The 14,230-nt window shown below is 40.6% G+C and carries 12 protein-coding genes; 6 read left to right on the forward strand and 6 right to left on the reverse strand.

Annotated features, from left to right (window positions below; genetic code table 11):
• Positions 1-34 precede the first annotated feature (34 nt).
• The 4 genes from HG267_RS15155 to HG267_RS15170 all read right to left on the reverse strand — a co-directional run bounded on the left by HG267_RS15155 (position 35) and on the right by HG267_RS15170 (position 7,423).
• On the reverse strand, positions 35-1,555 hold the full coding sequence (locus HG267_RS15155; RefSeq protein WP_045872088.1) for a hybrid sensor histidine kinase/response regulator: 1,521 nt from the start codon (positions 1,553-1,555) through the stop codon (positions 35-37).
• A 13-nt stretch (positions 1,556-1,568) separates the two neighbouring features.
• Positions 1,569-3,635, reverse strand: a complete 2,067-nt coding sequence (locus HG267_RS15160) for a GAF domain-containing protein (RefSeq protein WP_045872087.1) — start codon at positions 3,633-3,635, stop codon at positions 1,569-1,571.
• A 764-nt stretch (positions 3,636-4,399) separates the two neighbouring features.
• The gene (locus tag HG267_RS15165) at positions 4,400-5,929 is read right to left on the reverse strand and encodes a SagB/ThcOx family dehydrogenase (RefSeq protein WP_045872086.1); all 1,530 of its coding nucleotides are present in this window, start codon (positions 5,927-5,929) and stop codon (positions 4,400-4,402) included.
• Positions 5,930-6,502: 573 nt separating this feature from the next.
• Positions 6,503-7,423 (reverse strand): DUF4349 domain-containing protein, encoded by a 921-nt coding sequence (locus HG267_RS15170; RefSeq protein WP_045872085.1) that lies wholly within the window; start codon positions 7,421-7,423, stop codon positions 6,503-6,505.
• Positions 7,424-7,556: 133 nt separating this feature from the next.
• Here HG267_RS15170 and HG267_RS15175 point away from each other — a divergent pair, with 133 nt between their 5' ends.
• The 3 genes from HG267_RS15175 (at position 7,557) to HG267_RS15185 (ending at position 9,829) form a co-directional block, all read left to right on the forward strand.
• Positions 7,557-7,856 carry a PadR family transcriptional regulator gene (locus HG267_RS15175; RefSeq protein WP_045872084.1) on the forward strand — a complete coding sequence of 100 codons (300 nt, stop codon included), beginning with the start codon at positions 7,557-7,559 and terminating at the stop codon, positions 7,854-7,856.
• A 178-nt stretch (positions 7,857-8,034) separates the two neighbouring features.
• On the forward strand, positions 8,035-9,246 hold the full coding sequence (locus HG267_RS15180) for a chromate transporter (RefSeq protein WP_045872083.1): 1,212 nt from the start codon (positions 8,035-8,037) through the stop codon (positions 9,244-9,246).
• Between the two features lie 160 nt (positions 9,247-9,406).
• On the forward strand, positions 9,407-9,829 hold the full coding sequence (locus HG267_RS15185) for a thermonuclease family protein (protein ID WP_045872082.1): 423 nt from the start codon (positions 9,407-9,409) through the stop codon (positions 9,827-9,829).
• 597 nt (positions 9,830-10,426) lie between these two features.
• Here HG267_RS15185 and HG267_RS15190 read toward each other — a convergent pair.
• On the reverse strand, positions 10,427-11,461 hold the full coding sequence (locus HG267_RS15190) for an AraC family transcriptional regulator (RefSeq protein WP_045872081.1): 1,035 nt from the start codon (positions 11,459-11,461) through the stop codon (positions 10,427-10,429).
• 130 nt (positions 11,462-11,591) lie between these two features.
• Here HG267_RS15190 and HG267_RS15195 point away from each other — a divergent pair, with 130 nt between their 5' ends.
• A complete protein-coding gene (locus HG267_RS15195) occupies positions 11,592-12,326 on the forward strand; it encodes a DUF4386 domain-containing protein (RefSeq protein ID WP_045872080.1) in 735 nt (244 codons plus the stop codon).
• Here HG267_RS15195 and HG267_RS15200 read toward each other — a convergent pair.
• Complete coding sequence (locus HG267_RS15200) at positions 12,323-12,490, reverse strand: hypothetical protein (RefSeq protein ID WP_168161005.1); 168 nt, start codon at positions 12,488-12,490, stop codon at positions 12,323-12,325. The two genes, HG267_RS15195 and HG267_RS15200, sit on opposite strands and share 4 nt — an antisense overlap.
• A 295-nt stretch (positions 12,491-12,785) precedes the next feature.
• On the opposite strand from HG267_RS15200, the gene HG267_RS15205 reads away from it, so the two are divergent.
• Positions 12,786-13,418: a phycobiliprotein lyase gene (locus HG267_RS15205; RefSeq protein WP_045872079.1), complete on the forward strand. Its 633-nt coding sequence runs from the start codon at positions 12,786-12,788 to the stop codon at positions 13,416-13,418.
• Positions 13,375-13,986 carry a hypothetical protein gene (locus tag HG267_RS15210; RefSeq protein WP_045872078.1) on the forward strand — a complete coding sequence of 204 codons (612 nt, stop codon included), beginning with the start codon at positions 13,375-13,377 and terminating at the stop codon, positions 13,984-13,986. The genes HG267_RS15205 and HG267_RS15210 overlap by 44 nt, the downstream gene beginning before the upstream one ends.
• Positions 13,987-14,230 lie beyond the last annotated feature (244 nt).

Below are 14,230 nucleotides of genomic sequence, written 5' to 3' on the forward strand. Positions count from 1 at the left end.
CCCATTCCCCATTCCCCATTCCCCCCATTCCCCATTACTCATTTTCATTCATTGAAGATAATTCAGCATTTAAGGGCAAATTCACTGTAAATTTAGTACCAACACCAACTTGACTGGTGAAACTAATTTGGCCCTTGTGAGCTTCTACTGACTTTTTAACAATTACTAAACCTAGTCCGTTTCCTTGGGTTAATTTGACATTAGAAGCTCGATAAAATGATTCAAAAAGTTTACTATAGTCTATTTCGGGAATACCAATTCCTTGGTCTTGAATTTCAAAAGTAGCTATGCCTGCCAAAGAATCGCATGTAAGATGCAGTTGGATTCTGCCACCTTCTGGCGAATATTTAACTGCATTGGAAAGTATATTTCCTAAGATGTAATGCAAGAGACGTTCGTCCATTACAGCATCTGTAGTTTGACTTTCGCAAGTAAAGACAAATTCATGGTTACTACCTTCAACAATTGTAAATTCTTCAATGATTTCTTGGCAGAATTTATACAAGTTTAAGGGAACAGGGTTAAACAAAAGTTTTCCAGCTTCAGCCCTACCCATGAATAGTACGTCATCCATGAGATGCTTCATGGTTTGCACAGCAGTGAGAATGCGCTTGACGTAGGTTGTTCTTTTAGCATCTGGTAAATTTGCTCCTTTGAGATCAATCAACTCAACTGCGGTTTGAATTACTGTTAAGGGATTACGGAATTCATGAGAGACAGTAGAGATAAATAAAGATTTGAGACGATTAACTTCTTGCTCTTTTTCTAAAGCTTGCTTAAGCAATTCTGTTTCACGTTTAGCACTGAGATCCCAAAAAACTAACACTACACCACTGATTTGATTTGCCCTTCGCATCAACGGTGAAGCTTTATCGCCAATCGGTATTTTTTTACCATCTTTGGCAATTAGAGAAGTATAATCTCCTGAAGAAACAACTTTTTGCTCTTGCAGCGCTCTGGTTACAGAGTTTTCTATTGTGGCGTTAATCACATCATCGATTAACCGAAAAATCTTTGTTATGTCATTTCCTAATGCTTCTTCTTTACACCAGCCAGTCAATTTTTCCGATGCGGGATTCATAAATGTAATAATTCCGCGATCGTCAGTAGCAATCACTGCATCACTCATGGAGTTTAGCAAAGTTGCTAATTGATCCCGATTTTCTCTAAGTTCACATTCTAGCTGATATTTTAATAGGGCTATTTCTATCGCTATTTGTAAATCTTTAATTGTAAATGGTTTAACAATATACCCAAAAGGCTGAGTAATTTTTGCCCGTTCTAAAGTATTAGCATCGCCATAGGCTGTGAGAAAAATGACTGGAATATCTAATTGTTCCCGGATATAACTAGAGGCAGCAATACCATCCATTTCCCCTTTAAGAATAATATCCATTAACACAATATCTGGTTTAATTTCTAAAGCCTTGGCAATGGCAATATTCCCTGAAGAAGCTGTACCCGTAACAATATAACCAAGTTGACTCAGTTGGCTAGCAATAGTTCTAGCCACAATCACTTCATCTTCTACAATTAAAACCCTCACATTAACCATTTGAGATTTACTACTATAAAGTTAATTGTGGAAATTGGATTTTGAATAATGTTCCCCGCGCATTATCTACACTAATAGTGCCTTCTAATTGAGCAGTGGCTAAATCATAAACTAACGAAAGCCCTAGTGAGTTAGTATTTCTTAAATCAAAATCATTTGGTAAACCAATCCCATCATCTTGCACTACCATTTCTATGGTATTTGCGAGATTATGCAAGCTGATAATAATATTGCCTACTTGCTGGTTCGTAAAAGCGTGCTTAAGAGCGTTGGAAATTAATTCGTTGATAATTAAGCCACAGGCAATTGCTTGATCAATATTCAAGCTCACTGCATCTATATAAGTTTCTAAACTAATTTTGGCAGGTTCTATTTGATAAGAAATTAACAAATTAGTTGCTAAATTATCGATATATTCAGCAACATCAAGTTGTCCAATATTTGGTGCTGTATATAAGTTTTTATGAATTAAAGATATAGAATCAATGCGATTTTGGCTTTCTCTGAGGACTTTAATAGCTTCTTGGGAGTCGAGGGTTTGAGATTGAAGTTGCAATAGGCTAGAGACAATTTGTAAATTATTTTTAACTCGATGATGAATCTCTTTGAGCAACACTTCTTTTTCTGCCAATGCGCTTCTTAGCTTAACTTCAGCTTGCTGTCTCTGAGAAATTTCTATCTGAGCTTGCTGTAAAATGCTAGATTGTTGAATGGCGATCGCAATTGGCACAGTCAGTTGATCGAGTAAATCTATTTGATGTTCTTCCCAGGTGCGAGGATGAGAACATTGGTGCGCCACTAATAAACCCCAGAAGCTAGAGCTAGGATTGTCCTCACTTACCTGCAAGAGGATTGGTACTACTAAACTTGCTTTGACTTCAAACTGTTCTAACATCTTAATATAGCAATCAGTAAATCCGGCTTCGTAAATATTTGCGATCGCTTTGTTACGGCCTTGATAACACTCCAATCCTATACCTGTTTGAAAACAGGTATCTTCTATCTCTACACCAATACAAGCAGTCCAGCCATTTTCTACTGATTCGGCAACAATTGTACCACTCATATCTGCAGCAAAGCGAAAAACTATGACTCGATCGACTTGAAGTATGTCTCGTACCTCTTGCACCGTGGCATTGAGTATATCTTGGAGATTCAAAGAGTGGCGAATTCTTCCAGAAACAGTTCGCATTAAATGCTCTCGTTCCAGTTGAGTTTTAATTGCCTGTTCAGTTTTTTTCCGTTCTGTAATATCGCGGTTATAAACTAAGCAAGCGTATTTACCATCATATTCTATGGCGTGTTTAACCACTTCAACATCAATAATATTGCCATTTTTAAGACGATGTTTAGCTTCTCCTGAAAAGCTAAATTTACTATTTTTGTGAACTAAACATTTCTGTAATAAACGCACGTCTTCTGATAAATCTATTTCAGTAACATGCATTCTTAATAACTCTTTACGAGAGTAACCATAATGAATAGCGGCTGCTTCGTTAACATCCAAAAATTTCAGTGTATTTCCGTCATACACCCACATAGGATTAGGATGATTTCGGAATAAGAGATTAATCATTTTTTGTTGATAATTAGTAGTTTTATCTCGATGTAATTCTAAAGACCTAACTACTTGTTTCGCTAATTTTTGCAAGATTGCTTGCTGTTGCAAAGTGAATTGACGAGGTACAATATCAATTACACAAAAGCTACCTATAGCTAAGTCATCTGCGGCAATCAAAGGAACTCCTAGATAACTGCGACAATAAGGTTCAGAAGTCACAAGCGGATTTTTGATAAATCTCTCATCTTCCAATATGTCTGGAATTATCAATTTTTGACTTTCGAGAATTGTGTAATTACCAAAAGCAAACCTACGCGGCACTTCAGCTTGATTGATGCCAACTTTAGATTTAAACCATTCACGTTCAGCATCGACTAAACTAATCATTGCAATTGGCATCTCGCATAAATCCGCAGCCAACTGCGTAAGTTCATCAAAAAATTCTTCTCTTTCTGTATCTAAAATCCGATATTGATAGAGTAATTCTAGTCGTTGTCTTTCATTATCAGGTAACAGCATTAGTGCTTGTATATAAAAAAGTTGACTGATTTGATTCTTGAAATTATTGGTGAAGGCAGGGAACAGCGAAACTGGGAATAGATGTATAATATAAATTCAAAATTCAAAATTAGCAAAACCCGATAACAAAAGATTTTTTGAGTTTGGATCTGTCATTGAATTGAGAGAATTGGTAGAACGAGAATCTTCATTCCACACTACTATTTACTCTCAAATTTATCACCAAAATATAGGTTAAGTTTTCCATATTCATGTTGGGTTGCGCTTAAACCAACCTACATCTGCTATATCTCCTGCTTGTGAGAAATGCAGGTTACTATGGATTGCTAAATAGAGAATCGGTGTTCTAGCTTCACAAAAATCAAATAGGAGTCCTAGAGATGAGATTGTCACTTAGAGAAATAATATTATCCCTGCAAAATTACTAGCAGCCAATAGTTAATTTTTGTAACGAGATTCAGATTGATTGCAGCGTCAATGAAGAGCGATCGCTAGTGCATCGCCGCAAAAGTTTCTGAGCAGTTATGATGTTAGTGCTGAGTAAATCTTAAGTAGTGGCGTGACAAGGCTAAATAGTGCATAAAAAACTCTTGTGGGATGGGTGTCTCACCCGTCCAGGGCGGACAAGATGTCCACCCCACAAGAAAAATTATTGCAACATTTTAGCTGTGTCAGTCCAGTAGGATGTGTTAGGCGGAAGCCGTAACACATCAAAAACCTTCAAAAAGGTACCTAGATTGATTAATGATTCCCAATCGTCAAAATTAACGAGATCTTCCCAAAGTTGTAATGTATAGAACTGCTTCTTCGATAGGAATACCTAAAACATCATTGACTTGATCGTCAAAAAAGCCACCGATACCGCTAACACCAACATTGAGTTGAGTAGCCGCCAAATTGAGCCGTTGCCCTAAATGTCCAGCATCCATGTGTAAATAACGGTAAACGCGATCGCCATATTGAGCGATCGCGGATTTGAGATCTGCGGTATGAAATACTACGGCTGCAGCATCTCGCCCTAAATCTTGCCCCAAGCAAAGGTAGTGTAACTCTCTGCGGAAGTTTTTAAAGCGAATTTGGCGTAATTCTTGGGCTTTGGGTGCGTAGTAGTAACAGCCGTCTTCTAGCCGCTTGACTCCACACACAGCAATAAAGGTTTCGATTAAATTCAAGTCAAAGTAGTCGGGGGCTGGATCTAAGCTTTGGTAAATGTAATTTTGCGGTTGATATGTGAAATCGAGTAAGGCTTTGAGTTCATCAAAGGTGATATCTTCACCACTATAAGCGCGGGTAGAACGCCGCTTGTGCATGGTGTTTTCCAGTTCTACTAGCTTATTTCCCCACTCAACTGGCGTGGTAGCTGTGGGAATTTTCAGACAGAAGGGGAAGTTATATTTATCCTCAAGGGACTTTTCTTGTTTAACTGCTGGTAGATTGAGTTTGCCAGTTGTACCGGATTGGATTTGAGTTTGGCGATGAAAATATTTGAGTAAATGACCATCAGGAATATGAGGATAATGGGTTTCGGTCGCTGAAGGTAGTGCTGTTCTTCCCGGTGGTAAATTTTGTTTGATATCTAATAAGTCTGCCAGAGGTAAAACTGCGATCGCACCTTCTTGTTGTGGATCGATATAAAGTAAATCGTTGATAGCTTCATCCACAAAACCGCCAATTAAATGGGGACGATAGTCATTGACTGCTGCAGCTAACTCGATATTACCTAGCAGATGTCCTGTATCTAAAAAGATGCGGCGATAGGCGCGGTCTTCATATCGCCAAGCAGAACGGTAAAATACTGCAGTAATCACAATTGCGATTTGCGTATTTTCTAAGGAAGGGTGCCAAAAACAAGCTTCTTGTAAAGCAGTCCACACATCGCGTTCCCAATAATGCATCAGCGAATGACTCCGACATTGGTAGTTATATAGCCCTGGTGGTAACAACTCCGTTCCTCGGGAAACTATATACACTTCAGCTGGGTACAATCCACCCGCACTAGGCGCAGAACGTAAATATACAGCGCTACCCATAGAAGGCATTTTCGCTGTTAGTCCATAACTACGAAACAGTAACCGAGAAATTCTTTGCCACCATTGAGCATTTGCAGTGTCAGGAACTGAGGTATTTTCGAGAATGTAGGGTTTGAGATCAAAAGACGAGCCAATTCTGTATTCTTTAAACGGTACTGGTTGTTTAGCCCAATCTAACCTCTGGCTTTTTGCAGACAGAGTCTCAGGGTCATATTTAGTACGTTCGTGGTAGTGCTGAGCAATTGATTGGTGTATTTCTGGCATAGTACTGTCAATAGCATTGGTCGTCCTTTTTTGATCTTGGCATTCCTGCGCCTAATTATTTCGTGTTAATTGGTACAATCTTAATAATTACAACTGAGGCTGAGTAACTCTAGTAATCAATCAGGAATTAACAACAGGAAGCTATCAAGAAAACCAATAGAGAATATAGGACTCTTATTTGATTTTTTAAGTTCACGTAGGATGCGTTAGCGATAGCGTAACGCATCAGCACCAAACTCTAGTACAACAAGGCAAAAGTAAAAAGTGAGCCAGTGCGGTGGACGGGTTCCCAAGGCACTCCGTTGGGCGGCTTTGCCGACTTGAAGGAAGTGCCGTCGGCATAAAGCAACTGGCGAACTCCGCAGGAGTCAAAAGTAAAAAGAAAGAATAGTTATAGCACAAGCCTTTTGGCAATTACAGATGGTCTGTTGATTTACGCCGACTTGTACTAGGTAGTTTTTGAATCAAAAACATAAGACTTTGATTATTTAAGTAGTTAACTAATTGCTTAGTAAAAATAGCTGCATTAAACTGTTGCTACCCAGAGTTGTTTTTGCCTTAAACCTCAGTTGTTTACTCATAATTTTCTGTGGATGGTGTTGGTCTTACAGGTTGTGAATTGCGTCGCCAACGGTTCAAACCATAGATAGCCGCAGCCAAAATCAACAAGTAAGGGCTGTATACCATCAACCAAATACCCAACTTCAGCAAACCAACGGTAAATTCCCCAACAGACTGGCTAGAGTTATTCCAGGTTTCCTGAATTTGTGAACCTAAACCCCGCCCTTGACTGCTGCTAGAAACTGCCGCTTCCAAGTTTAAAGTAATAGTCGAGTAGGCAACTTGATTTTGAAGATTTTTTAATTGAGCATCAATTTGCTCAATTGATTGCCGCACATTACTTAGTTCTTGAGCAACACTTAATACATCTCTAACGGAACCAGAACGATCCATAATTTTTTGCAAATTAGCTTCTGTTTTCCTTAGATTACTTAATCGAGCTTGGACATCTACAAGTTGATTGCTGACATCTTCTGCCGTAATATTACGATTTTCTACTGTACCCAATTTAGCTAGTTCGTTGAGAGTTGAGTCTAGCTGGTTTTGCGGTACTCGCAGGGTGATAGCTGCAGTATGACGGGCATTTTCTTTAGTTGGTTGATATTCGTTTAATCCGATTAAGTCCCCTTGTTTGTTATTGATAATTTTGGTAACTGCATCAATACTTTGATCTACAGAGTTAACAATTACATTCATCGCCGCCTTTTTAATTAATTGCGGACGAGTTTGGGGTACTGGTGCAGCATCAGCTTTTTGAGATCCACCGCCACTTTCAACAGCGGGTGCAGCTTGATTCACAGTATTCCCTGTACTGGGAGGTAATGCCTTACTCCTTGTTTGTGGAACCGAAGCACAGCTAGTAAAAATCACACTTCCCAACAACGCACTGACAAATAAAGCCGATTTGCCTGGTAATCGAGTCGAGGCTGGCATAATCTAAACCTAAGAGAGATGAAATTAATTTCAGTATGGCTGATGGCACAATGGAAGTTTGTATTGTTGCAATTTATGTAACACAAGCGCTATAAGCGAAAATAAAATTCTAAGTTTTGCAAAAGTCTGCCCAATGAATGGAAGAGAGTTTTACTCGAGTTTGATTAGACTTCACATCCTGCATCATGCAGTTAAGAAACCAATTTTTGGGCTAGGTATTATTGAAGAACTGGCACATCACGGCTATAAACTTAGTGCGGGAACGCTCTACCCGATGTTGCATGATATGGAGCGCAAAGGATATTTATCTTCCGTTGAGGAGCGATCGGGGCGACAAAACCGACGAGTCTATCGCGCTACCGATTTAGGAAAAATTACTCTAGAGGATGCCAAAGAAAAAGTCCGAGAATTATTTGGCGAATTATTTGAATAAGTAGCTCGGTGTTAAAAATTATCGCTATGACAATACATACCTCACAATATTGATAAACTTACCGTAGTTATTAATCAACGGCATGGTAGCACAAATTAACCTTTTATATATAGATTCTCGTTATCGAATTTCGATATATTGATGCTGTCAACATCATCAAATCATCAAGCAAACTATAGTGACCGAGGAAACTGAGAATATTCAGATAGAGGAAGCGGCGGTTTCCTTTCATGCTCTGACTCGCAAACAACAACAGCAGCGATTAACCCAACTAGCAACGGTGTTTTTGCGATTGGGAACGATCGCCTTTGGTGGCCCGGCTGCTCATATCGCCATGATGGACAATGAAGTAGTTAATCGCCGTCAATGGATGAGTCGGGAGAAACTGCTGGATTTACTAGGAATTACAAATTTAATTCCTGGCCCTAACTCGACGGAATTAGCCATTCACATCGGTTATGAACGAGCTGGCTGGGCTGGTTTACTAGTTGCAGGTAGCTGCTTTATTCTGCCTGCGATGGTGATAGTTTGGGTATTAGCTGCGATTTATGCTCGCTATCAAACTATCCCCCAGGTGGAATGGCTGCTATATGGAATTAAACCTGTAATTATTGCGATTGTGCTCTTGGCTGTGTGGAATTTGGGTAAAAAAGCCGCCAAAGACTTACCAACAATCATTGCTGGAGTAATTGCGATCGCAGCCTACTTCGCTGGCTTAAATGAAATTTTGGTGCTGATTTTGCTGGGTATCGCCGTTATGGTAGTGAAAAATTGGCAGACCAGAGGCAATATTACAGGAGCATTCCTATTACCTTTTTCTAGCATTTTCGCCCAGGTTGGTAGTACAGCAGCAATCACATCAATCGGTTGGTTTAACGTTTTTTTCTTCTTTCTAAAAATTGGCTGCGTTCTTTATGGTAGTGGTTATGTATTGCTGGCATTTCTGCAACGGGATTTAGTCGAGCGCAACCACTGGTTAACATCACAGCAGCTTTTGGATGCGGTAGCCATCGGACAGTTTACACCAGGGCCTGTTTTTACCACCGCCACATTTATCGGCTATTTGCTCGCAGGAAATGCTGGGGCGATCGCAGCGACAATCGGTATATTTTTACCAGCCTTTGTGTTGGTATTGTTAGTAAATCCCTGGGTATCTAAATTACGCCAATCACCTTGGGCCAGTGGCTTTCTCGATGGTGTAAATGCCGCTTCTCTAGGGTTAATGGCAGGAGTCACCTACACATTAGGACGAGCCACATTAGTAGATTGGTTAACAATTATCTTGGCAATATTGAGTGCGATCGCTGTTTTCCGCTTCAAAATCAATTCTGCTTGGTTGGTTTTAGCAGGAGGCGCGATCGGGTTGGCTTCACGCTTATTATGGGGTTGAAAATAGGGGAAGGGGAAAATGGGGAATGGGAAAAAGGAAAGGATAACCTTTAACCTTTTCCCATCTGTAGCGATACGCTTAAGAGTGAGTTAAATCACAATCTATGAGATATTACGGTTATAAAATTAATATTGATGCATAAAACAATACTAAACAATTGATGGATTTAATAGAGTTAATGTTAGTGCTGGCTACAGTAATTAGTGTAGCAGATAGCAATACAATTCGTTTTAAAGATGAAACTGGCCAAACTAAAACAGTTAAATTAGCTTGTATTAATACGCCCAAAGAAACTAAACAGCAGTATGTTTCCGCAGCCGCCAAAAAGCTCAAACAGCTACTACCACCGAGTACCCGAGTTGTCATTAGAAGCGTCAATTTAGATGACAAGGGGCAGACCTTGGGTGAAGTATATGTAGATAATCGCTCAGTAAATCTGCGTTTAGTAGAAGAGGGTAATGCAGTTGTTGATCAGGAATCTTTAGAGTTCTGCAACGAAACCAAAACTCAATTTTTAATTGCAGAAGCCAATGCTAAAAATAAGCGCCTAGGATTATGGCAGCAATTTAATCAGGGAAGATAAAAAATGAAAAACTCCATCCCCTTGCAATACTTGTCGGTTAAGGGGAAAAGGGGAAGGGTAAAAGGGGCAAGAAAAAACCTTTAACCCTTACCCTTTAACCTTTTCCCAAACAAAATTAAGAGTTTAAAATCCTTAACCGAGCAGTATTGCATCCCCTTGGGGATGGAGTTTTTGGGCATGGGGGATGGGGCATGGGGCATGGGAAAGATGTTATTGCAATACTTGTCGGTGAAGGGCAAAAGGGGCAAGAAAGAACCTTGAACCCTTTCATCTTTTCCCCAAACCAAATTCCACAGTATTGGATGTTGTTGTGTCCCGCCGCAAGTCCCAAACGAAATAAGGGTAGGTAGTTCATTTTGGAGAATTGCTATTAAATGCCTATAAGTCAATACAGTTCAGTTAATAAAATTAATTGACAACAAAACCAAAAAACTAGTTACTCAACAAAAAACCGAACAATCATTTTGGAGGGGGTTTGGGGGACGCAACCGTCACCCAATCGGGGGTTTGGGGGAGAATCCCCCAATTGAGCTAGCTTTTTCTACAAGTGACAAATCAATCACTAACGATCTGACCTGTATTGGCCTATAAGCTTCATCAACTAATAACGTTTTTGCACTGTGTGGTGCGATAACTTCCGGGTGTTTTTCCTGTCCAGCGCTTGAAAGCACGATGAAAAGCACTGGGTTCCGAAAATCCTAGCAGAAATGCAACATCGTGAATTGATGTTTCTTTATCTTGTAAGTATCGCAAAGCAAGTTCCTGACGAGTTTCATCTAGAAGCTGTTGGTAAGATTTATTTTCACCCTGCAATTCTCGTTGGAGTTGTCGCACACTCATCGTTAAGCTACGAGCGATCGCCTCAATGGTAGGTACTTCTCCATGTAATTGCTGAGTAATAGCTAATATGACTTTTTGGGTATAACTCTGCACCTGCTGTTGTGCTTTCAGCATTGCTGTGGCATGGTTTTCAAAGACACATAGCAAATTAGGATTTGCTGATCGCACTGACCAGTTTAAACAGTTAGCATCAAATATAATTCGATTCGTCGGCTGAGAAAACTGGACTTTTGTTTGAAAAATGCGCTCATGCTCAGAACAATCTTCGGGATGGGGATGTTGAAACCAAACAGCCGTGGGTTCTAGAAGTTTTCCGGTGAGTTGCTGTGTAGCTGTGACTAGAGCTGCAAAAGTACTTTCAATGGGATGTCGTGGCTCATCGATGAGATAGTTTTTCAAGTTATCTACAATCTCGAAATCACAATGCACCCAACCCGCTGAAACAGTATGGTGAATCGCCACTCCCTGACTAAAAAGACGAGTGTACTGAGAAAGTTTTTCCAAAGCTTGTCCGTAGGTTTGGCAATTCAGCAGGACATAGCCAACGATACCAATAGCAGATAGATTAAAAGATTCCCCAATGTGCAAACCCAAATTGCGATCGCCTGTTTGCTTAACGGACTCTCGCCACAGATATTTCAATACCTCTCCAGAAACCTGATAATCTGGGTTCTCCAGCCAAGCTGGATCGATGTTGACGGCGGTGTATAAGCGATTAATATCCACACCTTGCGCCGCTACATATTGCACAATGTCCCGCGCGATCGCAACTGAGAACCTAGCATCCTGCATAAATTGGCACGAGGAGTCAATTTTTTGGCATGGCGAGTCACTTCATACTTTAGCAGAAAGCCTTACTGTTGCAATATCAACGCATTGCTGGAAATTACATAGCCACTGCAAGTATTTAGAGGAAAGTTTGATGAAACGCTGGCAACTCGTCCGTAATACAGGCATTCTCTTAATTTTTCTAGTTGTATTGTCGAATATTCCTTATATTCTGCTGATTCAAACCTTTGAGTATGACGATATTCTCCGTCAACCAGTTGACTATGTCTTAACTCAGTTTCACGCAGGCGGAGCCAGGCTGATTCTTACTTGGTTTACCTTTGGATTGGCAGCGCTACTATTTATCCCTGCTAGTATCATGCTACACCTAGCCCTTGCCCGCGAAGATAAAATTTATCTTCCCATAGCAACATTTATGGGTGCTATGTCCGGTATTTTGCAAGCATTGGGGTTGATGCGTTGGGTGTTTGTCGTTCCGGTTTTGGCCAACCTTTATACAAACACTAATGCTAGTACCGCTACAAAAGAAGCGGTAAGTGTGGTTTATCAGGCAGTTCATCAGTATGGCGGTGTCTTAATCGGTGAACATTTAGGACAAACCTTACTGATTGGCTGGACTCTAGGGGTGGGAATCGCAATGCGATCGTCACCACTATTTAAATCTTGGGTAGCCTGGTGGGGTTTGCTCACCACACCGCTGTTGCTGTTGGGGCAAAGTGAACTAATATCAACAGTAATTCCCTCAATACCTGTAATAGAAGCTACTCCTGTTGGATTTATTTTGTGGGAAGTTTGGTTACTAATAATTGGTATTTCACTACTGCGAGTACCTAAAAAACGACTGCTTAATCAAACAGAAAAGATTTAATAGTCGCTGTCAGCCACACATATTCCCTTACATTTGATGCCATTTGTAGCTGTGCGCTGGCAATGAGGACAGAGAATTTTCTCGGTTTCTGGCATGATATTTGTACTGGTGCTCGTTTGTTGCTTGTCTTTGTCAGTTTGGATATTCACAGCGATCGCAGTCATGTAAATTTCTTGTAGTTTATCTTTACATTTTATAAACTACAGCGATTCCCTTCTACAGCTAGCAGCTAGGGGACTTTCAGAATTAAATTATTGAGTTTTGAGGGCAAAGAAGCACATTGCTTGAAGAGACACGATTAATCGCGTCTCTACTCTGCCCCTTGACTTTTGAGAATATTTACGAAAAGAATATGACACGCAGCTTTAGTCCTTATTGAAATGAGGATGGCGCTTGCAGTTTTATAATTGATCAAGAATTGGGATACTCAACTTTTTGTTTGGAGTTTGCTTTTAAGTTATGGATGCAATGGAGTTTTTTGAACTAAGTACTGGTAAATGGCGATCGCAACGGACGACACACCACCTAGCCTTCAAGAGATCTGAGGCTGGAGAATCTGAGATTATTGTTCAAGCCCTTGCTGCCGACGATCCAAAAGTGATCGAGATTTGCCAACTCCATGAGGTTGACCCCAAGTTGGCTATTGGTGGTGCCTTTGTATCTTGGCAGGGTGCAATGGGATGGGATAAAGAAGATGAAAACCATGAAGGTTCTACAGTGTTTTCTCTGATTCCTGATGTTGATAATCCCCGTCAAGGATCGCTGCTGCGAGAACGAGGTTATGCGGAAATTGTCCCAGTTGCAGGACGCTATCACATGGATGATGAAGACGCATTAGTCTTGATCACTGAATATGAAACCATGAGTTCGATTGAGAGATTCTGGTTTGTGAGTCCTAGCCTCCGGATGAGAAGCAGTACAGTCAAAAGATTTGGTGGTTTTAGCACCGCCACATTCTGTACCGAATTCCGGGTTGCAGATGCTTCAGAGGTTCCTTCTAACCAGGATGAAGCTAACCTCTCAAATCAGACTCCCGATCAGATAAACAATGCGGCTGAACCCACAAAACACTTCTCCTTCTTCGGTTGGTAAATTAATCTTCACCACCAGCACAGATCCCTTTACACGAGGGTTAGACTATCTCTATGGAGTGAGAAGTCTAGCCCTTGATGCAGAGATGATAGATGTGGTGTATGATTTAGAAAATCGTAAATCTCTGTGTGTCTGGATCTGCGAACATATTGATGCGGTGAACCAACAACTGGAAGAGTGTCTTCAGGCTTGCCATGATTGTTTTCACCCTTGGGAGCAACCTACGATTCAAATTTTTGCTGCTCCCATTGCTCAATCCTTTGGGATTGATGCTCTGTGCAATCTTCAGACAAATCCTATTACCATCCTGATAGATGTGGGACGAGTTGTGCCGGCAGACTGGCTGCGATTAGTAGTCCATGAATATGCCCATGCTCATGTCGGCTCTCCCGGTCATCACGAACAATTTGCGCGATCGCTCTCTCACCTCTGCCTGGGATTGGGTATTGCGCCGCCTCCTTTACAACCTGGTATGGAATCTTACCTGCGATTTTATCCTGATTGCTGTCCCACTCAGAACCCATTAGCATTTTGGCGAGGAGAATCAGGGACTGCTAACGAAGACTAATATCCCATCACTATTGAATCAGGGGCAGCGAGCAGGGGGAAGAAAAATCTTGCTCAGTCCAGAGATTGGGATAATTTATGGTTTGGATAGAGATAAGCAAAATTACTCATAAAGTGTTACGAATTACTGCTTTCTCTCGCAAATCACAAGGTGAATCTACCAAACAAGATTATTCTGAATTTTGAAATTCCGAATTTGGATAGCAGTCAATTGGCTGCGAATTAGAAGCTGCGGTTATCGAGTG

Source organism: Tolypothrix sp. PCC 7601, assembly GCF_025677855.1.
In the GTDB taxonomy this organism is placed as follows: domain Bacteria; phylum Cyanobacteriota; class Cyanobacteriia; order Cyanobacteriales; family Nostocaceae; genus Aulosira; species Aulosira diplosiphon.

What these genes read in the sequence shown, in the direction of transcription:
- HG267_RS15170 (WP_045872085.1), bottom strand. Translation starts at nt 7,423, where the DNA reads ATGCCAGCCTCGACTCGATTACCAGGCAAATCGGCTTTATTTGTCAGT.
- HG267_RS15205 (WP_045872079.1), top strand. Translation starts at nt 12,786, where the DNA reads ATGGATGCAATGGAGTTTTTTGAACTAAGTACTGGTAAATGGCGATCG.
- HG267_RS15200 (WP_168161005.1), bottom strand. Translation starts at nt 12,490, where the DNA reads ATGACTGCGATCGCTGTGAATATCCAAACTGACAAAGACAAGCAACAA.
- HG267_RS15165 (WP_045872086.1), bottom strand. Translation starts at nt 5,929, where the DNA reads ATGCCAGAAATACACCAATCAATTGCTCAGCACTACCACGAACGTACT.
- HG267_RS15190 (WP_045872081.1), bottom strand. Translation starts at nt 11,461, where the DNA reads ATGCAGGATGCTAGGTTCTCAGTTGCGATCGCGCGGGACATTGTGCAA.
- HG267_RS15185 (WP_045872082.1), top strand. Translation starts at nt 9,407, where the DNA reads ATGGATTTAATAGAGTTAATGTTAGTGCTGGCTACAGTAATTAGTGTA.
- HG267_RS15210 (WP_045872078.1), top strand. Translation starts at nt 13,375, where the DNA reads ATGCGGCTGAACCCACAAAACACTTCTCCTTCTTCGGTTGGTAAATTA.
- HG267_RS15160 (WP_045872087.1), bottom strand. Translation starts at nt 3,635, where the DNA reads ATGCTGTTACCTGATAATGAAAGACAACGACTAGAATTACTCTATCAA.
- HG267_RS15195 (WP_045872080.1), top strand. Translation starts at nt 11,592, where the DNA reads ATGAAACGCTGGCAACTCGTCCGTAATACAGGCATTCTCTTAATTTTT.
- HG267_RS15155 (WP_045872088.1), bottom strand. Translation starts at nt 1,555, where the DNA reads ATGGTTAATGTGAGGGTTTTAATTGTAGAAGATGAAGTGATTGTGGCT.
- HG267_RS15175 (WP_045872084.1), top strand. Translation starts at nt 7,557, where the DNA reads ATGAATGGAAGAGAGTTTTACTCGAGTTTGATTAGACTTCACATCCTG.